The 20128-nt window shown below is 67.3% G+C and carries 21 protein-coding genes; 16 read left to right on the top strand and 5 right to left on the bottom strand.

Annotation, left to right across the window (positions count from 1 at the left end):
- The first annotated feature begins 5 nt into the window (after positions 1 to 5).
- From AGI3411_RS00990 to AGI3411_RS01015, 6 genes are all read left to right on the top strand, one after another.
- Positions 6 to 902 (top strand): ABC transporter ATP-binding protein, encoded by an 897-nt coding sequence (locus AGI3411_RS00990; RefSeq protein ID WP_129525579.1) that lies wholly within the window; start codon positions 6 to 8, stop codon positions 900 to 902.
- Between the two features lie 9 nt (positions 903 to 911).
- Complete coding sequence (locus AGI3411_RS00995; RefSeq protein ID WP_129525580.1) at positions 912 to 1841, top strand: branched-chain amino acid ABC transporter permease; 930 nt, start codon at positions 912 to 914, stop codon at positions 1839 to 1841.
- A 26-nt stretch (positions 1842 to 1867) separates the two neighbouring features.
- The gene (locus AGI3411_RS01000) at positions 1868 to 2932 is read left to right on the top strand and encodes a branched-chain amino acid ABC transporter permease (RefSeq protein WP_129525581.1); all 1065 of its coding nucleotides are present in this window, start codon (positions 1868 to 1870) and stop codon (positions 2930 to 2932) included.
- Positions 2933 to 3189: 257 nt separating this feature from the next.
- Positions 3190 to 4527: an ABC transporter substrate-binding protein gene (locus tag AGI3411_RS01005; protein WP_129525582.1), complete on the top strand. Its 1338-nt coding sequence runs from the start codon at positions 3190 to 3192 to the stop codon at positions 4525 to 4527.
- Between the two features lie 188 nt (positions 4528 to 4715).
- The gene (locus AGI3411_RS01010) at positions 4716 to 5555 is read left to right on the top strand and encodes an ABC transporter ATP-binding protein (RefSeq protein ID WP_129525583.1); all 840 of its coding nucleotides are present in this window, start codon (positions 4716 to 4718) and stop codon (positions 5553 to 5555) included.
- 82 nt (positions 5556 to 5637) lie between these two features.
- The gene (locus AGI3411_RS01015; protein WP_129525584.1) at positions 5638 to 6906 is read left to right on the top strand and encodes a phenylacetate--CoA ligase family protein; all 1269 of its coding nucleotides are present in this window, start codon (positions 5638 to 5640) and stop codon (positions 6904 to 6906) included.
- A 19-nt stretch (positions 6907 to 6925) separates the two neighbouring features.
- On the opposite strand, the gene AGI3411_RS01020 is transcribed toward AGI3411_RS01015, so the two are convergent.
- From AGI3411_RS01020 to AGI3411_RS01040, 5 genes are read right to left on the bottom strand one after another with little or no spacing between them, the layout of a single operon-like run.
- Positions 6926 to 7756 (bottom strand): sulfite exporter TauE/SafE family protein, encoded by an 831-nt coding sequence (locus AGI3411_RS01020; RefSeq protein ID WP_129525585.1) that lies wholly within the window; start codon positions 7754 to 7756, stop codon positions 6926 to 6928.
- 10 nt (positions 7757 to 7766) lie between these two features.
- Positions 7767 to 9002, bottom strand: coding sequence for an NAD(P)/FAD-dependent oxidoreductase (locus AGI3411_RS01025; RefSeq protein WP_129525586.1), 1236 nt, complete (start codon positions 9000 to 9002; stop codon positions 7767 to 7769).
- A gap of 18 nt (positions 9003 to 9020) precedes the next feature.
- Positions 9021 to 9440, bottom strand: coding sequence for a YeeE/YedE family protein (locus AGI3411_RS01030; RefSeq protein ID WP_129525587.1), 420 nt, complete (start codon positions 9438 to 9440; stop codon positions 9021 to 9023).
- A gap of 2 nt (positions 9441 to 9442) precedes the next feature.
- Entirely contained in the window at positions 9443 to 9874 is a 432-nt protein-coding gene (locus tag AGI3411_RS01035; RefSeq protein ID WP_129525588.1) for a YeeE/YedE family protein, read from the bottom strand.
- Positions 9871 to 10206 (bottom strand): ArsR/SmtB family transcription factor, encoded by a 336-nt coding sequence (locus AGI3411_RS01040; protein WP_129525589.1) that lies wholly within the window; start codon positions 10204 to 10206, stop codon positions 9871 to 9873. The genes AGI3411_RS01035 and AGI3411_RS01040 overlap by 4 nt, the downstream gene beginning before the upstream one ends.
- A gap of 124 nt (positions 10207 to 10330) precedes the next feature.
- Between AGI3411_RS01040 and AGI3411_RS01045 the strand changes: the two genes are divergently transcribed.
- From AGI3411_RS01045 to AGI3411_RS01090, 10 genes are all read left to right on the top strand, one after another.
- Positions 10331 to 11194, top strand: coding sequence for an MBL fold metallo-hydrolase (locus AGI3411_RS01045; protein WP_129525590.1), 864 nt, complete (start codon positions 10331 to 10333; stop codon positions 11192 to 11194).
- Between the two features lie 128 nt (positions 11195 to 11322).
- A complete protein-coding gene (gene pap, locus AGI3411_RS01050; protein WP_129525591.1) occupies positions 11323 to 12789 on the top strand; it encodes a polyphosphate:AMP phosphotransferase in 1467 nt (488 codons plus the stop codon).
- Positions 12790 to 12813: 24 nt separating this feature from the next.
- Entirely contained in the window at positions 12814 to 13263 is a 450-nt protein-coding gene (locus AGI3411_RS01055) for a GNAT family N-acetyltransferase (RefSeq protein WP_129525592.1), read from the top strand.
- Positions 13260 to 13724 (top strand): HIT family protein, encoded by a 465-nt coding sequence (locus tag AGI3411_RS01060; protein ID WP_129525593.1) that lies wholly within the window; start codon positions 13260 to 13262, stop codon positions 13722 to 13724. The genes AGI3411_RS01055 and AGI3411_RS01060 overlap by 4 nt, the downstream gene beginning before the upstream one ends.
- Before the next feature lie 194 nt (positions 13725 to 13918).
- On the top strand, positions 13919 to 15127 hold the full coding sequence (gene nhaA, locus AGI3411_RS01065; RefSeq protein ID WP_129525594.1) for a Na+/H+ antiporter NhaA: 1209 nt from the start codon (positions 13919 to 13921) through the stop codon (positions 15125 to 15127).
- A gap of 59 nt (positions 15128 to 15186) precedes the next feature.
- The gene (locus tag AGI3411_RS01070; RefSeq protein ID WP_129525595.1) at positions 15187 to 15576 is read left to right on the top strand and encodes a DUF488 domain-containing protein; all 390 of its coding nucleotides are present in this window, start codon (positions 15187 to 15189) and stop codon (positions 15574 to 15576) included.
- 63 nt (positions 15577 to 15639) lie between these two features.
- Positions 15640 to 16428, top strand: a complete 789-nt coding sequence (locus AGI3411_RS01075; protein WP_129525596.1) for a 3-hydroxybutyrate dehydrogenase — start codon at positions 15640 to 15642, stop codon at positions 16426 to 16428.
- A gap of 102 nt (positions 16429 to 16530) precedes the next feature.
- Positions 16531 to 17193 carry a thiaminase II gene (gene tenA / locus AGI3411_RS01080; RefSeq protein WP_129525597.1) on the top strand — a complete coding sequence of 221 codons (663 nt, stop codon included), beginning with the start codon at positions 16531 to 16533 and terminating at the stop codon, positions 17191 to 17193.
- Positions 17194 to 17238: 45 nt separating this feature from the next.
- The gene (locus AGI3411_RS01085; RefSeq protein WP_129525598.1) at positions 17239 to 18000 is read left to right on the top strand and encodes a uracil-DNA glycosylase; all 762 of its coding nucleotides are present in this window, start codon (positions 17239 to 17241) and stop codon (positions 17998 to 18000) included.
- Positions 18001 to 18275: 275 nt separating this feature from the next.
- A complete protein-coding gene (locus AGI3411_RS01090; RefSeq protein WP_129525599.1) occupies positions 18276 to 20054 on the top strand; it encodes a DEAD/DEAH box helicase in 1779 nt (592 codons plus the stop codon).
- Positions 20055 to 20128 lie beyond the last annotated feature (74 nt).

A 20128-nucleotide genomic window follows, 5' to 3' on the forward strand; every position in this document is an offset into this window, starting at 1 on the left:
AGATCATGAGCCACAACGACCGCGACCAGCGCATCGGCGACGTCATGCTGGACATGCAGAACATTTCCCTGTCCTTCGGCGGCGTCAAGGCGCTGACGGACATCTCCTTCAACGTGCGCGAACACGAAATCCGCGCCATCATCGGCCCCAACGGCGCGGGCAAGAGCTCGATGCTCAACGTCATCAACGGGGTCTATACACCCCAGGAAGGCGCCATCGCGTTCCGGGGCGAACACTTCTCGCGCATGAACCCCCGCCGTGCCGCCGAGATGGGCATCGCGCGCACGTTCCAGAACCTGGCGCTGTTCAAGGGCATGAGCGTGCTGGACAACATCATGACCGGCCGCAACCTGCGCATGAAGTGCGGGCTGCTGTCCCAGGCATTCCGCATGGGCCGGGCCGAGCGCGAAGAGATCCAGCATCGCGAATTCGTCGAGAACATCATCGACTTCCTGGAAATCCAGGCGCATCGCAAGACGCCGGTCGGCCGCCTGCCCTATGGCCTGCAAAAGCGCGTGGACCTCGGCCGCGCGCTGGCGATGGAGCCGCGCCTGCTGCTGCTGGACGAACCGATGGCCGGCATGAACATCGAGGAAAAGCAGGACATGAGCCGCTTCATCCTCGATGTGAACGACGAGTTCGGCACCACCATCGTGCTGATCGAGCACGATATGGGCGTGGTCATGGATATTTCCGACCGCGTGGTGGTGCTGGACTACGGCAAGAAGATCGGCGACGGCAAGCCGGACGAAGTCCGCGCGAACGAAGACGTCATCAGAGCTTACCTAGGCGTCGGCGACGAAGCCGCCGTCACCAAGGACGCTCCTGCGCAGGAGGGAGCCCCCTCCCCTAACCCTCCCCGCAAGGGGGAGGGAGAAAGCACGCCGGCAACGCTGAACTAGGAAGCGGACATGGGATTTTTTCTAGAGACCTTATTCGGCGGCCTGATGAGCGGCATGCTGTATGCGCTGATCGGCCTGGGCTTCGTCCTGATCTTCAAAGCCTCCGGCGTCTTCAATTTCGCGCAGGGCGCGATGGTGCTGGTCGCCGCGCTGTCCATGGCCCGCTTCTCGGAGTGGCTGCCGCAGTGGCTCGGCTTCGACAACCTGATCCTGGCCAACGTGCTGGCGTTCATCGTCAGCGCGGCCGTGATGTTCCTGCTGGCGGTCGCCATCGAGCGCTTCGTGCTGCGCCACCTGGTCAACCAGGAAGCCACCACGCTGCTGATGGCCACGCTGGGCATCAGCTACTTCCTCGACGGCCTGGGCCAGATCACCTTCGGCAGCTCGGTGTATTCCATCAACGTCGGCATGCCCAAGGATCCCCTGATGATCCTGGAATCCACCTTCGAAGGCGGGCTCCTGATCAACCTGGAGGACCTGACGGCGGCCGTCATCGCCGCCCTGCTGGTGGCGGCGCTGGCCCTCTTCTTCCAGTACACCTCGACCGGCCGCGCCCTGCGCGCGGTGGCCGACGACCATCAGGCCGCGCAATCCATCGGCATCCCACTCAACCGGATCTGGGTGATCGTCTGGAGCGTGGCGGGCCTGGTGGCGCTGGTGGCCGGCATTATCTGGGGGTCGAAGTTCGGCGTGCAGTTCACGCTCTCGACCGCGGCGCTGCGGGCGCTGCCGGTAGTGATCCTGGGCGGCCTGACATCGGTGCCTGGCGCCATCCTGGGCGGCCTGATCATCGGCGTCGGCGAGAAGCTGTCCGAGGTCTATCTGGGGTCGCTCGTGGGCGGCGGTATCGAAATCTGGTTCGCCTATGTGCTGGCGCTGGTGTTCCTGCTGTTCCGTCCGCAAGGGCTGTTCGGCGAGAAGATCATCGACCGCGTCTAAGCAGACAGGACCTCTAGGATAAGAAAATGTTCTATCGCGAAAACGGCCAATTCAAGACCACCTATCGCGCCGACCAGCAGATCTTTCCGATCCGCCAGGACCGCATCTTCATCTGGCTGCTGCTGGCGGTGGCGTTCATCGCCATCCCGGCGCTGGCCAGCGACTACCTGCTGCGCACCATCCTGATCCCGTTCCTGATCCTGGCGTTGGCCGCCGTGGGCCTGAACATCCTGGTGGGCTATTGCGGCCAGATCTCGCTGGGCACGGGCGCCTTCATGGCCGTGGGCGCCTATGCGGCGTGGAATTTCGGCGTGCGCTTTCCCGGCATGCCGCTGGTCGTCCAGATCCTGCTGGGCGGTTTCTTCGCCACGATCGTCGGGGTGATATTCGGCATCCCCAGCCTGCGCATCCGGGGCCTGTACCTGGCGGTGGCCACGTTGGCCGCGCAGTTCTTCGTGGACTGGGCCTTCCTGCGCATTCCCTTCTTCACCAATTACTCCTCGTCCGGCAGCGTGTCGGTGCCGCAGCTCACCGCCTTCGGCCTGCCCGTCCAGAGCGCGATGGAGAAGTATCTGTTCGTGCTGCTCCTGGTGGTGGTGTTCAGCCTCCTGGCCAAGAATCTGGTGCGCGGCGCGATCGGCCGCCAGTGGATGGCAATCCGCGACATGGACGTGGCGGCCTCCGTCATCGGCATCCGCCCCATGTACGCCAAGCTCACGGCGTTCGCGGTCAGCTCCTTCATCGTCGGCGTGGCCGGCGCCCTGTGGGGCTACATCCACCTGGGCTCCTGGGAGCCGCTGGCGTTCGACCTGTCGCGTTCTTTCCAGCTGCTGTTCATGGTGATCATCGGCGGACTGGGATCGATCGTCGGCAGCTTCTTCGGCGCCGCCTTCATCGTGCTGGTTCCGGTGGCGCTCACCAATATTCCGCACATGCTGGGGCTGCCGCTGTCGGTGGACACCGCGGCGCACGTGGAACACATGGTGTTCGGCGCGCTGATCGTGTTCTTCCTGATCGTCGAACCGCATGGGCTGGCCAGGCTATGGAGCATCGGCAAGGAGAAACTCCGCATCTGGCCGTTCCCGCATTGAGGGCGTGGCCCACCCCCGAAGCGCCTTCGGCGCTTCCCCCTCAAGGGGGCGCCGCAGGGGACCGGCAAAGCCGGATCCGCCGCGGCCCGGATTGGGTAGCAGCTGTTTTGTTTGACGTGCGTTGCATTGCTTCTGTATTGAACATCGCCTGGCGCGGCGGCATGAGCGCCGCGCCAGGCATCCTGAATACCCGGCTCAAGACCGGGCCAATCCCGGTGTCCCAGGGTTTATGGACCCAAACACCACGCAGGAGGTAAATGGAGATGAAGCGTCTTAACCTGAAGTTGGCGGCAGCCCTGGTGGCCGCAGCAGGCGCCGTCGGCGCCGTGGCCACGCCGGCGATGGCGGCCGAAGAGCAGTTCGTTCCGTTGCTGGTGTACCGCACCGGATCCTTCGCCCCCCTGGGCATTCCCTGGGCCGACGGCAAGCTGGACTACCTGAAGCTGGTCAACGAACGCGATGGCGGCGTCAACGGCGTCAAGATCACGTACGAGGAATGCGAAACCGCCTACGCCACCGACCGCGGCGTGGAATGCTACGAACGCCTGAAGGGCAAGGGCACCGGCGCATCGGGCTTCGACACCCAGTCCACCGGCATCACCTTCGCCGTCAGCGACAAGGCCATGGTCGACAAGGTGCCGGTCGAGACGATGGGTTACGGCCTGTCCCAGTCGGTCGACGGCAGCGTGTTCGAATGGAACTTCCCGCTGCTCGGCACATACTGGACCGCCGCCGACGTGATGATCCAGGACATCGCCAAGAAGGAAGGCGGCATGGATAAGCTCAAGGGCAAGAAGATCGCCCTGGTCTACCACGATTCGCCGTACGGCAAAGAGCCCATCCCGCTGCTGCAGAAGCGCGCCGCCAAGGAAGGCTTCGAGCTGCTGCTCTATCCCGTGACCGCTCCCGGCGTCGAACAGAAGTCCACCTGGCTGCAGATCCGCCAGGCGCGCCCGGCCTACGTGCTGCTGTGGAGCGCGGGCATCATGACGCCCACCGCCGTCCGCGAAGCGCAGGCCAGCGGCTATCCGCGCGACAAGATGTACGCCATCTGGTGGGCCGGCTCCGAAGGCGACGTGAAAGACCTCGGCGATGTCGCCAAGGGCTACAACGCCATCACCATCCACAACAGCGGCGCGAACCACGACAAGGTCTACGACGACCTGAAGAAGTTCGTCTACGACAAGGGCCAAGGCTCGGACAAGACCGGCAACACCACGCTGGGCACCATTGCCCATACGCGCGGCATGATGATCTCCATGCTGCAGGTGGAGGCGATCCGCACCGCGCAGGAGAAGTACGGCAAGGGCAAGGCGCTGACGCCCGAGCAGGTGCGCTGGGGCTTCGAGAACCTGAACCTGACGCAGGAGAAGCTGGACAAGCTGGGCTTCGGTCAGATCATGCGCCCGGTCAAGACCACTTGCGGCAATCACATGGGCGACGACTGGGCCCGCATCGTGCAATGGGACGGCTCGAAGTTCAAGGTCGCCTCGGACTGGTACCAGTCCGACAAGGCCATCCTCGACCCCATGGTCAAGGAAGCCGCGGCCAAGTACGCCAAGGAAAAGAACATCACGCCTCGAAAGTGTGAGTAACCCCCGAAGCCCCTGCGGTGCCTCCCCCCAAGGGGGCGCCGCGCGCGGACCGGCAAAGCCGGCTCCGCGGCGGCCCCGCTTTAGCCGCGCCAGCTGCATGCGGCGCGGGTGCCGCAGATGCAGAGGATGTTGATACGAACCGGCTGCCGTCCCTTGGGACAGGCAGTCGCCACGCCGCAGGAACCTTTATGAACGACGCCAATATTGCTGCCCCGACAGACACCCCAAAGGTCCTGCTCGACGTGAACGGCATCGAGGTGATCTACAACCACGTCATCCTGGTGCTCAAGGGCGTATCCCTGCAAGTGCCGGAAGGCCGGATCGTGGCCCTGCTGGGCGCCAACGGCGCGGGCAAGACCACCACGCTTCGCGCGATCTCGAACCTGCTCAAGGGCGAGCGCGGCGATGTGACCAAGGGCTATATCCAGTACCGCGACCAGCGCATCGAGAAGCTGTCGCCCGCCGAGCTGGTCAAGCGCGGCGTCGTGCAGGTGATGGAAGGCCGCCATTGTTTCGCGCACCTGACCATCGAAGAAAACCTGCTGACCGGCGCCTATACCCGCAGCATGGGCCGCGGCGACACCGCGGCGGCGCTTGACCGCGTCTACCAGTATTTCCCCCGCCTGAAGCAGCGCCGGGCCAGCCAGGCCGGCTACACCTCGGGCGGCGAACAGCAAATGACCGCGATCGGCCGCGCGCTGATGGCCAATCCCAACATGATCCTGCTGGACGAACCGTCCATGGGGCTTGCGCCGCAGATCGTCGAGGAGATCTTCGAGATCGTGCGCGACCTGAACCAGCGCGAGCGCGTCAGCTTCCTGCTGGCCGAGCAGAACACCAACATCGCGCTGCGCTACGCCGACTACGGCTACATCCTGGAAAACGGGCGCGTGATGATGGACGGCGCGGCCTCGGACCTCGCCGAGAACGAAGACGTGAAGGAGTTCTACCTGGGCATTTCCAGCGGCGAACGCAAGAGTTTCCGCGACAACAAGTTCTACCGCCGCCGCAAACGCTGGCTGGCCTGATTCCTGGAGCGGCGAAGCCGGCGCGGTCCGGCCCGCTGCCGGCAACGACACCGCAGTACGGCACACAAGAGGGTGCGATCCCATGTCCGAGTTTTTCGATGTTCTGGAAACCCGCGCGCCCGAGCAGCGCGAGCGCGACCTGATGGCCGCCCTGCCCGGCGCGATTGCCCGGGCCGTTGCCCGGGCGCCGGCCATCGCCGAGCAATTGCGCGGCATCGACCCAGCAACCATCACGTCGCGCGCGGCGCTGGCGCGCCTGCCCGTGCTGCGCAAGCACGAACTGCTGGAGCGGCAGCAGCACAGCCGCGACGACGCTTGCGCGCCCGCGGGGCCGCGCAAGGCCTTCGGCGGCTTCTCCGCCATCGGCTGGGGCGAGGCGATGCGCGTCTTCGCGTCGCCCGGCCCCATCTATGAACCGGAGAGCGCGCGCGCCGATTACTGGCGCTTCGCCCGCGCCCTGCACGCGGCGGGATTCCGTGCCGGCGAACTGACCTACAACTGCTTTTCCTACCATTTCACGCCCGCCGGTTCAATGATGGAAACCGCGGCGCATGCCGTGGGCTGCACCGTCTTCCCCGGCGGTACCGGGCAGACCGAGCAGCAGGTGCGCGCCATCCAGGACCTCGCGCCCACCGGCTACACGGGTACGCCCAGCTTCCTCAAGATCATCCTGGAAAAGGCCGACGAACTGGGCGTGAAGCTGGATTCGCTGCGCCGCGCGCTGGTGTCCGGCGAGGCGTTCCCGCCGTCCCTGCGCGACTGGCTCGCCGCGCGCGGCGTCGAGGGCTACCAGGCATACGGCAGCGCCGATCTCGGCATGGTGGCCTTTGAAACGCCCGCCCGCGAGGGGCTGGTGCTGGGCGAGGACATCATTGTCGAAATCGTCCGCCCCGGCACCGGCGAGCCCGTGCCCGACGGGGAAGTCGGCGAGGTCGTGGTCACCACCCTGAATCCGGACTATCCGCTGGTGCGCTTCGGCACGGGCGACCTGTCGGCCGTCATGCCCGGTCTCTCGCCCTGCGGGCGCACCAACACCCGCATCAAGGGCTGGATGGGCCGCGCCGACCAGACCACCAAGGTGCGCGGCATGTTCGTGCATCCGTCGCAAGTGGCCGACGTGGCGCGCCGCCATCCCGAGATCCTGCGCGCGCGCCTGGTGATCAGCGGCAATACCGGTTCCGACCGCATGGTGCTCAAGGTGGAAGCGCAAACGCCGACCGGCGAACTCGGCAAGCGCATCGCGGAATCGGTGCGCGATGTGACCAAACTGCGCAGCGACGTGGAATGGGTGGAAGCGGGCAGCCTGCCGAACGACGGCAAGGTCATCGACGACGTGCGCACCTACGAATGAACGGCGCGGCCGCGCGGATTCACGCGGCCGCAACCAACGCGATCACCCCTTTTGCCAGCATTGCCGCGGCCACCGCCCCGGCGAACAACGCAAAACCCTGCTGCAGGCGCCTTGGCGGAAACCGGTCTGCCACCGCGCGGCCGGCCAGCATGCCCAGCACCGCGGCGGCCGTGAAAGGCGCCGCGATCGCCCAGTCCAGATGCCCGCCCGCCGCCGCCGCCGCGACGCCGCTGGCCGACACCAGCGCGATCACGGCCAGCGACGTGCCCACGATGGCCTGCATCGGCAGATCGGTTGCGCGGCGCAACGCCGGGACGATGACGAAGCCGCCCCCGACGCCCAGCAGCCCGGACAGGAAACCCGCGATCGCGCCCGTGCCCGTCAAGGCGCGGGCGCAGGGTGCCGTCCAGCGCAGCCGGCCGGTGCTGGCGCTGAGCTGGCACGGCGGCAGGCGCGGCGCATCCGCGGCCGCCGCGGCGGGCCGCGCGCCCTGGTTCCACATTCGCCAGGCCACCATGCCCAGCACGCCGGCGAAGAGGATGGCGAGCGGCGCGTTGGGCAGGCGCCGCGCGGCCCACAGGCCCAGCGGCGACACCAGAATGCCGGTGGCGGCCATGAAACCGGCCGCCCGATACCGGACCTGGCCCTTGCGCAGCCCCAGCACCGCCCCGAGCGCGGCGGACAGCCCAACCGCCAGCAAAGCGATGGGCGCGGCCTGCGCCACCTGCAAATGCAGGCCGAAGACCAGCAGGGGCACGGCCATGATGGCGCCGCCCGCACCGGTCAGCCCCAGGATCAGGCCGACGCATCCGCCCAGCGCCATGCTGGCCGCCCACACCGTTGCGATCATCGGCGCGCGCTCAGTTGCCCAGCGGACGGGCGAGCCATTCACGGCCTTTCAGCATGCCGTTCCAGTAAATCCACGGCAGCATCCTGGCCTTGAGGAACCAGGCGCTCTTGCGCGGCACGGTCGGATCCAGCGGAAAGGTCGGCAATAGCTTGCCGCCGTAGCCGAACTCGGCCAGCACAATGCGGCCGCGCTCGACCGTCAGCGGGCAGGAGCCATAGCCATCGTAGGCCACCGGCATGGCGTGGCCTTCGCGCAGCGCCAGCAGGTTTTCGGCCACCGTGACGATCTGCTTGCGCGCCGCCGCAGCGGTCTTGGCATTGGTGGTGCTGATGCCGTCGCCCAGCCCGAAGACGTTGCCGTGACGGACGTGGCGCAGCGTGGCGGGATCCACCTCGCACCAGCCGGCGGCATCCGCCAGCGGGCTGTTCTTCAGGAACGCGTGGGGAACCTGCGGCGGCACCGCGTGCAGCATGTCGAAGGATTTTTCCACGCGCGCCATGGCGCCGTCGGCGCCCTTCACGTCGAACCAGGCCTTGCGCGCCGCGCCGTCCACGGCCACCAGCGAAGAATTGAAGGCCAGCGCAATGCCGTAGCTCTCCACGTAGCGCATCAGCGGCGGCACGAAGGTCGGCACCCCGAAGAGCGCCGCGCCGGCCAGGTCGAATTCCACGTCGATGCGGCCCAGCGCGCCCGCGCGCCGCCAATGGTCGCACGCCAGGTACATGGCCTTCTGCGGCGCGCCGGCGCACTTGATGGGCATGGCGGGCTGCGTGAACAGCGCCCGGCCGCCCTTCAGCCCCCGCACCAGTTCCCAGGTATAAGGCGCCAGGTCGTAGCGGTAGTTGGAGGTGACGCCCTGCCGGCCCAATGTCTCGGCAAGGCCGTCGACCTGCTCCCACGCAAGGCGCAGTCCGGGGCAGACGATCAGTTGCTGGTAGGTTACGGCGCGGCCGTCCGACAGCAGGACGCGGTCGGCCTCGGGCTCGAAGCCCGCGGCGGCGGCCTGCAGCCACGTCGCGCGCGACGGCATGACGGCGCGGGTCGGGCGCATCGTCCGGGCCACGTCGAAAGCGCCGCCGCCCACCAAGGTCCAGGCGGGCTGATAGTAATGCTTGTCGCTGGGTTCGATGACCCCGATACGCAGGTCCGGCCGCCGGCGCAACAGGCTGGCGGTCACGCCGATGCCAGCCGCCCCGCCGCCCACCACCACCACGTCGAAATCGCGTTGGCCTTGTGCCATGGGCATGCTTGTCTCCAAGCCGGTCTACCGGCTTTTGATTTTTTCCAGGATTGAAAATACCGCCATGCCGGCAAGCATGGCGGCCACGAATACCAGCGCCTCGGACACGCCAGCCGATGCCGCCACCAGCGCCGGACCCGGGCAGAAGCCGGCCAGTCCCCATCCCGCGCCGAACACCAGGCTGCCGAGCGCCAGGCGCGCGTCGATGCGGGTGGCGGTAGGCCAGCGCAAGGGTTCGCCAGACAGGCTGGCCCGGCGGCGGCGCAACACGGCGAAGCCCGCCGCCGTGGCCAGCACGGCGCCCCCCATCACGAAGGCCAGCGACGGATCCCAGGCGCCAGCGAGGTCCAGGAAGCCGAGCACCTTGGCGGGGTTGGCCATGCCGGAAATGATGAGCCCCAGCCCGAAGACCAGGCCCGACACGAAGGCGAACAGTGCATTCATGATCAGCCTCCCGCCAGATGCCGCATGACATAGACCATGCCGAAACCCGCAGCCATGAACAGCGCCGTCGCGGCCAGCGAACGGGGCGAGCCCCGCGATACCCCGCAAACGCCGTGGCCGCTGGTGCAGCCCGACGCATAGCGCGTGCCGATGCCCACCAGCAGGCCCGCGGCGATCAGGCGCGCCGTGCCGGCCTCGACCGTGATGGCGGGCAGCGCGGCGCCCAGGCGGTACAGCCAGGGCGAGGCGAACAGGCCCAGCAGGAAAGCCACGCGCCACGAACCGCCGCGTTCGGGCGTCCACAGGCCGCCCAGGATGCCGCTGATGCCGGCGATGCGGCCCGCGCCGCCCATCAGCAGCACGGCGGCCGCGCCGATCAGCAGGCCGCCGAAAGCGGACGCCACGGGAGTGAAGGCGGACCAGTCCAGATTCACTTGAGTGACTCCATGGCCCGGCCGCAGTACAAACTCGATAGCGTCTTCATGACTTGGCTGACCTCGAAACTGGCCATCTGGTAGTAGACGTACTTGCCTTCGCGGCGCGTCGCCACCAGCCCTTCATCGCGCAATACTCCCAGTTGCTGGGACAGCGTGGGCTGGCGGATGCCGGTCAGGGCTTCGAGTTCGCTCACGTTGCGTTCGTTCTGCACCAGCTGGCAGAGCAACAGGAGGCGGTCTTCGTTGGCCAGCGCCTTGAGCAGCGCGCAGGCCTGGGAGGCGGATTCGCGCAGGACGGCGACCTCGCACTCGGTTAGGACTTCGTTCATTTGATGAGGATCAATCGGCCTAGGAGGATTTGACCATTATATTGACCAATAGAATATTCAACAATATTATTGAAAAATATATATTGTATTGATCACGCAGCGTAGCGCTGCCAGGCGAACGTCCATGTCCCCCCAGATCCAAGGCTTCTACGATCCCGTTACAGCCACCATCACCTACGTGGTCCATGAACCGGCGCCGGGCGGCGCCTGCGCCATCATCGATTCGGTCCTGGACTACGACCCCAAATCGGGCCGCAGCAGTACCGAAAGCGCCGACCGCGTGGCCGGCTACGTGCGCCAGCACGGCCTGAAAACCGAGTGGCTGCTGGAAACCCACGCCCATGCCGACCACCTGTCCGCCGCGCCCTACCTGCAGCGGCAACTGGGCGGCGTCATCGCCATCGGGCAAAGCATCCAGACCGTGCAGGGCGTATTCAAGAAGATCTTCAACCTGGAGCCGGAATTCCAGCTGGACGGATCGCAGTTCGGCCGCCTGTTCGCCGACGGCGAGACCTTCCGCATCGGCGGACTCGAGGCGCGGGCCATCCACGTGCCGGGCCACACGCCCGCCGACATGGCTTACCTGATCGGCGATGCCGCCTTCGTGGGCGATACGCTGTTCATGCCCGACGTGGGCACCGCGCGCTGCGACTTTCCCGGCGGCGACGCCCATCAGCTGTACCGGTCCATCCAGCGCCTGCTGAGCCTGCCCGGCGACACGCGGCTGTACATGTGCCACGACTACCCGCCCGCCAGCCGCGACGCCTCCTGGCAGACCACGGTGGCCGAACAGCGCAGCGCCAATATCCATGTGCGCGACGGCGTCGGCGAAGACGATTTCGTCTCCATGCGCACCCGCCGCGACGCCACGCTGTCCATGCCGACCCTCATCCTGCCCGCCATCCAGGTGAACATCCGCGCCGGCCACTTCCCGCCGGCCGAAGACAACGGCGTGCGCTACCTGAAGATCCCCGTCGACGCCCTGTGATTCTCGTGCTGGCGGTCCGGCAGGCGATGGCGTGACGCCCCGCGGGCGGGCGCGCCCCGGGCTTGCGTGCCCCGGGCTTATCCCGCAAGATCGTCCGATCGCAGAATTGCCGACCAGACGGATCCCCCATGTTCGCCGAAGCCGAAGCCGACCCCAGCCTGTCCAAGGATGAATTCAAGCCCCTGGAGGCGCGGCTGCGCGTCGCCCTGCTGAACGCGCAATACCAGCGCCTGGCCAAGGCGGACAAGACGCTGCTGGTGGTGGTGGCGGGGATCGACGGCGCCGGCAAGGGCGCCACGGTGAATCTGCTCAACGAATGGATGGACCCGCGCCACATCAAGACGCTGGCGTATGGCCCGCGCGAAGGCGAAGAGCTCGAGCGCCCGCCCCTGTGGCGCTACTGGAACGACCTGCCGCCCAAGGGCAGCACCGGCATCGTGTTCGGCTCCTGGTATGCGCCGCTGATCTTCGAAGCCACGCGCAAGAAGCCCAACCATGACAGCATCGAGGCGCAAGCCGCCACGATCCGGCGCTTCGAGTCGATGCTGGCCGCGGAAGGCGTGCAGATCGTCAAGCTCTGGTTCCATCTATCAGCCGAGGCCCAGCAGGAGCGCGCCAAGCGCCTCCTGGCCAGCCCGGAAACCGCGTGGCAGGTCAGCCCGGTCGACTTGAAGGTCCACAAAAAATACGACCGCATCCGCAACGCCGGGCAGGCCGTGCTGAACCATACCGACACCGGCCACGCGCCCTGGGTCGTGATCCCCAGCGCCGACGAGAACATGCGCTCCGCCCGCACGGCGGAGGCGGTGCTGGCCGCGATGCGCCAGCGCGGCGTGCCCCGTATCTCGCCCTCCTTCGTGGCCCACTCGCGGCCGGCGCGCATCGTCGACCGCCTGGGGCAACTGGACTACGACGCCAAGATCGAAAAGAACGACTACGAATCCGAACTGGGATTGCTGCAGGGCAGGCTGGCGCGCGCGGCGCGCTCCCGGAAGTTCCAGGAGCGTTCGCTGGTGCTCGTATTCGAAGGGCAAGACGCGGCCGGCAAGGGCGGCGCCATCCGGCGCGTGACGCACGCGCTAGACGCCCGCCAGTTCGACATTACCCCCGTGGCCGCGCCCAACAGCGAAGCGCTGGCGCGGCCCTACCTGTGGCGGTTCTGGCGCCAGGTGCCGCGCCACGGCCGCATCGCCATCTTCGACCGCTCCTGGTATGGCCGCGTGCTGGTGGAACGCGTGGAGAAACTGGCCGCGCCCGCCAACTGGCGCCGTGCCTATGCCGAAATCAACGACTTCGAAGAGCAGTTGGTCGCGAGCGGCGCGCTGGTGCTGAAATTCTGGCTGGCGGTGACGCCGGACGTGCAGCTCGAACGGTTCCAGGAGCGCGAAAAATCGCCGTTCAAGAACTTCAAGATCACGGCCGAGGACTGGCGCAACCGCGACAAATGGAAAGAATATGCCGCGGCGGCCAACGAAATGCTGACCCGGACCGACGTCGCTCACGCGCCCTGGCATCTGGTATCGGCCAACGACAAGCGTTACGCTCGACTGCAAGTGCTGCGGCATATTGTCGAAGCCATGGAAGACCTACATTGAACCGCAGCAGGGAGACCACAAGCCATGAGTACCGTTGAAATCCGTCCCATCGCCGCCGCCGACTTCGAAACCTGGCTGCCGCTATGGAAAGGCTACCAGGACTTCTACCGCGTCGACATCGACGACGCCGTAACGCGCAACACCTGGGCGCGGTTCCTGGATGGCGCCGAACCCATGCACGCCGCGCTGGCCTACGACAGCGGCCGGGCCATCGGCATGGTGCACTGGATCTTCCACCGCTCCACCTGGACCGCCGGCGACTATTGCTATCTGCAGGACCTGTACGTGGCCCCGGACGTGCGCGGCACCGGCGCCGGCCGCAAGCTGATCGAACACGTCTATGCGCAAGCCGCCGCCGCCAATTGCTCGCGCGTGTACTGGCTCACCCATGAAACCAACGCCACCGCGATCCAGCTGTACGACCGGATCGCCGACCGCTCCGGCTTCATCCAGTACCGCAAGGTAATGCCGTGAGCGCGCGCGACCCCAACTGCCCCCTGTGCCAGGAAGATGGCGGCACGCTGCTGTGGCGGGGGCCGCACCTGCGCATCATCGAAGTGGCCGATGCCGACTATCCCGGCTTCACGCGGGTGATCTGGAACGGCCACCTGGCCGAAATGACCAGCCTCTCCACGCACGGGCGCGACCTGCTGATGCGGGCCGTGTACGTCGCGGAAGAGACGCAGCAATCGATCCTGTCGCCCGACAAGATCAACCTGGCCTCGTTGGGCAACATGGTCCCGCACCTGCATTGGCACGTGATCCCGCGCTGGCGCGGCGACCGCCACTTCCCCGATCCGATATGGGCGCCGCCGCGGGTGGCCGCGGGCGCGGAATCCGAGGAATGGAAAGAACAGCGCGCAGGCGTCGAGGCCCAACTGCCCCGCTACCGCAACCGCCTGGTCGAAGCCATGAACGCCCTGCTCTGGCATTGAGCCTGGGCGTGCGCCGGCGGCGGCAGGGGGAATCGGCCTGGTAAGGAGCCCGCCGATGATGTCCTCGAATTTCCCGATGTTCTTTCAAAAATGGGCGAAATTCACCGACGTAGAAGCTCGTCGACATACATTCAGTTAAAATTCAGAATTGTGTCGGCCACCTTCTCAATCTGTAAATCAAGGACGCTCCAACAGTGACCGCCCCGGCTTCGTCCCGCGCCAAATCTCCCTCTTTCCTCCAGTCGTTCCTCCAATCCGAAGCGCTCGGCGGCTACGTTCTCATGCTGGCCGCGCTGGTCGCGCTGGCCGTCGCCAATAGCCCCGCCGCCCCGTATTACTTCGGCGCGCTCGAAACCAAGCTGGGCTTCCAGGCGGGACCCGTCGTGCTCAAGGAAACCGTGCTGCATTGGATCAACGACGGCCTGATGGCCGTGTTCTTCCTGCTGGTCGGGCTGGAGATCAAGCGCGAAGTGCTGGACGGCCAGCTGCGCGGCGCCGGCCGCATCGTGCTGCCAGGCATCGCGGCGCTGGGCGGCATGGCGGTGCCGGCGCTCATTTACGTGTTGGTCAACGCCGGCAGCCCCGCCACGCTGCGCGGCTGGGCCATTCCCGCCGCGACCGACATCGCCTTCGCGCTGGGTATCCTGGCGCTGCTGGGCAGCCGCGTGCCGACGTCGCTGAAGATCTTCCTGACCGCGCTGGCGATCCTGGACGACCTGGGCGCCATCGTCATCATTGCGCTGTTCTATACGTCGACGCTCAATACGTTCGCCCTGGGCATGGCGGGCGCCCTGCTGGCCTGCCTGTTCTGCCTCAACCGCGCGGGAGTGTTGCGCCTGGCGCCTTATCTGCTGATCGGCGCCGTGCTCTGGTATTTCGTTCTCAAGTCCGGCGTGCATGCCACGCTGGCCGGGGTGGCGCTGGCGCTGGCCATTCCGCTGCGCCCGCAGAACCAGGGGCACCCCGGCACGCATTCGCCGCTGCACGCCCTGGAACATGCCCTGCACAAACCGGTCGCGCTGCTGATTGTTCCGGTCTTCGGCTTTGCCAACGCGGGCGTATCGTTCGCCGGCCTGGGGCTGGCCACCCTGGCGCAACCCGTGCCGCTGGGCGTGGCCCTGGGGCTGTTCCTGGGCAAGCAGCTGGGCGTGTTCGGCTTTGCATGGCTTGCCATCAAGAGCGGTATCGCCAGCCTGCCGCGGCACGCCTCCTTCACCCAGCTGTACGGCGTTGCGCTGCTGTGCGGCATCGGATTCACGATGAGCCTCTTCATCGGCGCCCTGGCCTTCACCGACCCGGCCGCCGTGGATGCCACCAAGATCGGCGTCCTGACGGGGTCGCTGGCGTCCGCCATCGCCGGATTCGCGCTGCTGCGGCGCGCCGGCCGCGAGGAAATGCAATAAAGACACGCGGCGGGCGCTAAAGTAGACGGGGTCAGCCGCCACGCCCCCGAGGAGCCGCCATGAAACCGCCCGCCATCACCCTGCAACGCGTCTATGAGGGCACCGGCCCGGCAGGCAGCTACCGGGCGCTGGTGGACCGCGTCTGGCCGCGCGGCCTGCGCCGGGCCGACCTGGGGCTGGACGAATGGGCCCGGGATCTCGCGCCCACCACCGAACTGCGTAAATGGTTCAACCACGTCGAAGAACGCTGGGAGGACTTCCGCCGCAAGTACCTGGCCGAACTGGCCGCGCCCGAACAGCAGGCCCGCTTGGCCGCCCTGCTGGAAGCCGCCGGCAAGCGGCCCCTCACCCTGCTGTATGGCGCCCACGACGCCGAACACAACCAGGCGGTCGTGCTGCGGGACGCCCTGCAGGACTACGCCCGCCATCACGCCAAGCGGACCGTCTGAGGCCCGCCCGCCGCGCCACGGCATGGCGCGTTCCGCATTCCATTGCACACCGGAGGTATCAGCATGCAGCATGACCTGAACGGAAAAGTCGCCGTCGTCACCGGCGCCGCCAGCGGCATCGGCAAGGAAATCGCCCTGACCCTAGCGCGCGCGGGCGCCGCGGTCGCGATCGCCGACCTGAACCAGGCGGGCGCCGAGGCCGTCGCCAAGGAAATCGAACAGGCTGGCGGCAAGGCCATGGGCGTCGCGATGGACGTCACCAGCGAAGAAGCCGTGACCCAGGGAATCGACCGCGTGGCCGCGGCCTTCGGCAGCGTCGACATCCTGGTTTCGAACGCCGGGATCCAGATCGTGAACCCGATCGAGAACTTCGCCTACGCCGACTGGAAGAAAATGCAGGCAATCCACGTCGACGGCGCCTTCCTCACCACCAAGGCCGCGCTCAAGCACATGTACAAGGACGACCGGGGCGGCGTCGTCATCTACATGGGCTCGGTCCATTCGCACGAAGCGTCGCCGCTCAAATCCGCCTACGTCGCCGCCAAGCACGCGCTCCTGGGCCTGGCCCGCGTGCTCGCCAAGGAAGGCGCGGCCCACAACGTGCGCTCGCACGTGATCTGCCCGGGATTCGTGCGCACTCCGCTCGTGGAAAAGCAGATTCCGGAGCAGGCGAAAGAGCTGGGCATCAGCGAAGAGGACGTCGTCAAGAAGGTCATGCTGGGCGACACGGTGGACGGCGTGTTCACGACCGTCGAGGACGTGGCGCAGACCGCCCTGTTCCTGGCCGCCTTTCCCAGCGCTGCGCTCACGGGCCAGTCGTTCGTGGTCAGCCACGGCTGGTACATGCAATAGGGCGCCCGCCCGGCAGGCCCCCGCCCGGTCTTTGATACCCTAGCCTTCACGGGCCGGCGCGCGCCCCTGCGCGCCGGCGGGCATGTCTTGAGGAAACCCCCCATGTCTTTCAGTTCCGACGCCTGGGCGCGCAACGCCGCGCTCTACGAAAAAACGCGCGCCATGCCGTTCAACCAGGAGCTGGCCAGCGGCCAGCTCGACGAAAACGCGTTCCGCCACTACATGATCCAGGACGCGCACTACCTGGTCGCGTTCGGACGCGCCCTGGCCATCGCGGCGGCCAAGGCCGACCACGCCGACGGCGTGGTGCAGTTCGCGGACGCCGCCAAGGGCGCCGTCATCGTCGAGCGCAGCCTGCACGCCGGTTTCATGAAGCAGTTCGGCATCGACGACGCCACCTTCGAGGCCACGCCGCTGTCGCCCGCCAGCCATCACTACACCAGTTTCCTGATCGCCACCGCCTGGAGCGCCCCCTACCCGGTGGCGCTGGCGGCCTTGCTGCCGTGCTTCTGGATCTACGCCGAGATCGGCCGCGACATCCAGGCGCGCGCCGCGCAGCCCAATCCCTACGCCGCCTGGATCGACGCTTACGCGGGCGAGGAATTCCACGCGCTGGTGCGGGCCGTCATCGCCACGGTGGACCGCGCGGCCGAAGCCGCCTCGGCGCAAACGCGCGAGGCGATGCACCAGGCCTACACGCACGCGGCACAGCTGGAGTGGATGTTCTGGGATTCGGCGTACCGCCAGGCCAGCTGGCCGGTCTGACCCCGGACGCGGCGAGGCATGCCGCCCTGTGCCAAAATCGCGGCCATGCCGATCGACAACCGCTTGCTCCCCAACACCCTGGCCGCCCAGACGGCGCAACTTCCCGCTGCCTGGCAGGCGGCGCTCCGCGCTGGTCCCGTGGCCGACGCGCTGGCGGCGGTGACCGCCCACGTCGAAAAACGCCTGGGCGAAGGCGCGGTCGTCTACCCCGCCACGCCCTTCCGGGCGCTGCACGGCCTGGCGCCGTCGGACGTGCGGGTCGTGATCCTGGGACAGGATCCCTACCATGGCCCGGGCCAGGCCCAGGGCCTGGCCTTCTCGGTGCCGGACGACTGCAAGCGGCCGCCCAGCCTGCGCAACATTTTCAATGAGATCGCCCAGGAGTACCCGGGCACGCCCGTCCCCGCCGGCAACGACCTGAGCCCGTGGGCCAGCCAGGGTGTGCTGCTGCTGAACACCGCGTTGACGGTGGAAGACGGCCAACCCGCGTCCCACGCAAAACGGGGCTGGGAAACGGTGACCGACGCGCTGATAGCGCTGGTCGCCCGCGACCCCTCGCCCAAGGTCTTCATGCTCTGGGGCGCGCATGCCCAGGCCAAGCGTTTGTTGCTGCCTGACAACAGCGGCCACCTGGTCCTGATGTCCAACCATCCGTCCCCGCTTTCCGCGAGAAGGCCGCCCGTGCCGTTCCTGGGCTGCGGTCATTTCCGGTCGACGAATGAATGGCTGGCCAACCAAGGGAAAAACCCTATTGATTGGGGACTGGACAAAAAAACAATTCCCATGCAAGGCGAATTCAGGTTATGATCGCCGCACTGCACAAAACGAGTTCGGCATTTACCGCCTTGATTTAGCGGAAGTTTTCGCAGTCCGCCGGGTAACACATACCGGCCCCTGCCGAACCATCATCGATTCCTGACCCCTTTCCTTTCGCCCTGCGTTCCAATCTCCACCAGAGAACGCGCCACGCGCATGGTTGATCCGGTCGGCACGATGCTCCATCAACCGTCGCCTGGATCCGGCCGCCTAATCCCCTGGCCCGACCAAGCACTGCGTCGCATTGATTGCGGCAAGGGAAAGTAATGTCTTTCGAAAACCTGGGCCTGGCGCCCGCTCTGTTGTCGGCCGTTCAAGACGCCGGCTTCACCACCCCCACCGCTGTCCAGGCCGCCGCGATCCCGCAGGCCCTGGCCGGTCACGACCTGATGGTGTCCTCGCAGACGGGCAGCGGCAAGACCGCCGCCTTCATGCTGCCGGCGCTGCACCGCATTGCCCAGCAACCCGCCAACAAGGGCGTCGGCGTGCAAGTGCTGGTGCTGACCCCGACCCGCGAACTGGCCCTGCAAGTCACCGACGCCACCGCGACCTACGGCCGCAAGCTGGCCGACCTGCGCACCGCCACCGTGGTGGGCGGCATGCCCTACGGCGCGCAGCTCAAGGCGCTGTCGCGCCGCGTGGACGTGCTGGTCGCCACCCCCGGCCGCCTGATCGACCACCTGCAATCCGGCCGCGTCAAGCTGAACACCGTGCACACCCTGGTGCTGGACGAAGCCGACCGCATGCTCGACATGGGCTTCATTGAAGACATCGAGACCATCGTCGAGCGCCTGCCGGAAGGCCGTCAGACGCTGCTGTTCTCGGCCACGCTGGACGGCACCGTCGCCAAGCTGGCCGCGCGCATGATGCGCGATCCGCAACGCATCGAAATCGCCGGCGCCAAGGAAAAGCACACCAACATCACGCAAAGCCTGCTGTACGCGGACGACGCCAGCCACAAGATGCAGCTGCTGGACCACGTGCTGCGCGACGCCTCGCTGGACCAGGCCATCGTCTTCACGTCGACCAAGCGCGGCGCCGACGATCTGGCCGACCGCCTGGCCGACCAAGGCTTCGCTGCTGCCGCCCTGCACGGCGACATGAACCAGCGCCAGCGCACCCGCACCCTGTCGCAACTGCAACGCGGCCAGCTGCGCATCCTGGTCGCCACCGACGTGGCCGCCCGCGGCATCGACGTGCAAGGCATCAGCCACGCCGTCAACTTCGACCTGCCGATGCAGGCCGAAGACTACGTGCACCGCATCGGCCGCACCGGCCGCGCCGGCCGCAACGGCCTGGCTTTCACGCTGGCCACGCATTCCGAGCGCCACAAGGTCCGCCGCATCGAGCACTACATCGGCCAATCGATCACGCCTGAAGTGATCGCCGGCCTGGAACCCAAGCGCACCCCGCGTCCGTCGACCGGCGGCGCCCCGCGTGGTGGCAAGCCGTTCGGCAAGCGCCCCGGCGGCGGCTACCAGGGCAACCGCGAAGGCCGTTCCTTCGGCGGCCCGCGTGGCGAGTTCAAGCCGCGTGAAGGCGGCTACCAGGGCAACCGCGAGGGCGCCCCGCGTGAAGGCGGCTACCAAGGCAACCGCCCGTTCGGCGACCGTCCGGCCCGCAGCTTCAGCGATCGCCCCAGCTTCGGCGACCGCCCCCAGCGTGACGGCGGCTACCAGGGCAACCGCCCCTTCGGCGACCGTCCGCAACGCGAAGGCGGCTTCCGCGGCGGCGACCGTGATTCGCGTCCCGGCTTCGGCGACCGTCCCAGCTATGGCGACCGCCCCCAGCGCGACGCCCGTCCGTTCAGCGAGCGCGGCCCCCGTGAAGGCGGTTTCCGCGGCGGCGACCGTGACGCCCGTCCCAGCTACAACGATCGCGCCAGCTTCGGCGACCGCCCCAGCTTCGGCGACCGTCCGCAACGTGAAGGCGGCTTCCGCAGCGGCGACCGCGCCGAAGGCGGTTTCCGTGGCAAGCCCACGTTCGACAAGCGCCCCGGCGGCCCCGCCAAGCGCTTCGCGAAGCCGGCCGACCGCCGCGGCTGATTTCCCCGCTTGAGCTGAATGCAAACCCCGCGCCTGTCGCGGGGTTTGTTTTTTTTGCCCGCCGAGCCGCGGCG

It is taken from the genome of Achromobacter agilis, from assembly GCF_900496965.1.
GTDB lineage: Bacteria > Pseudomonadota > Gammaproteobacteria > Burkholderiales > Burkholderiaceae_B > Achromobacter > Achromobacter agilis.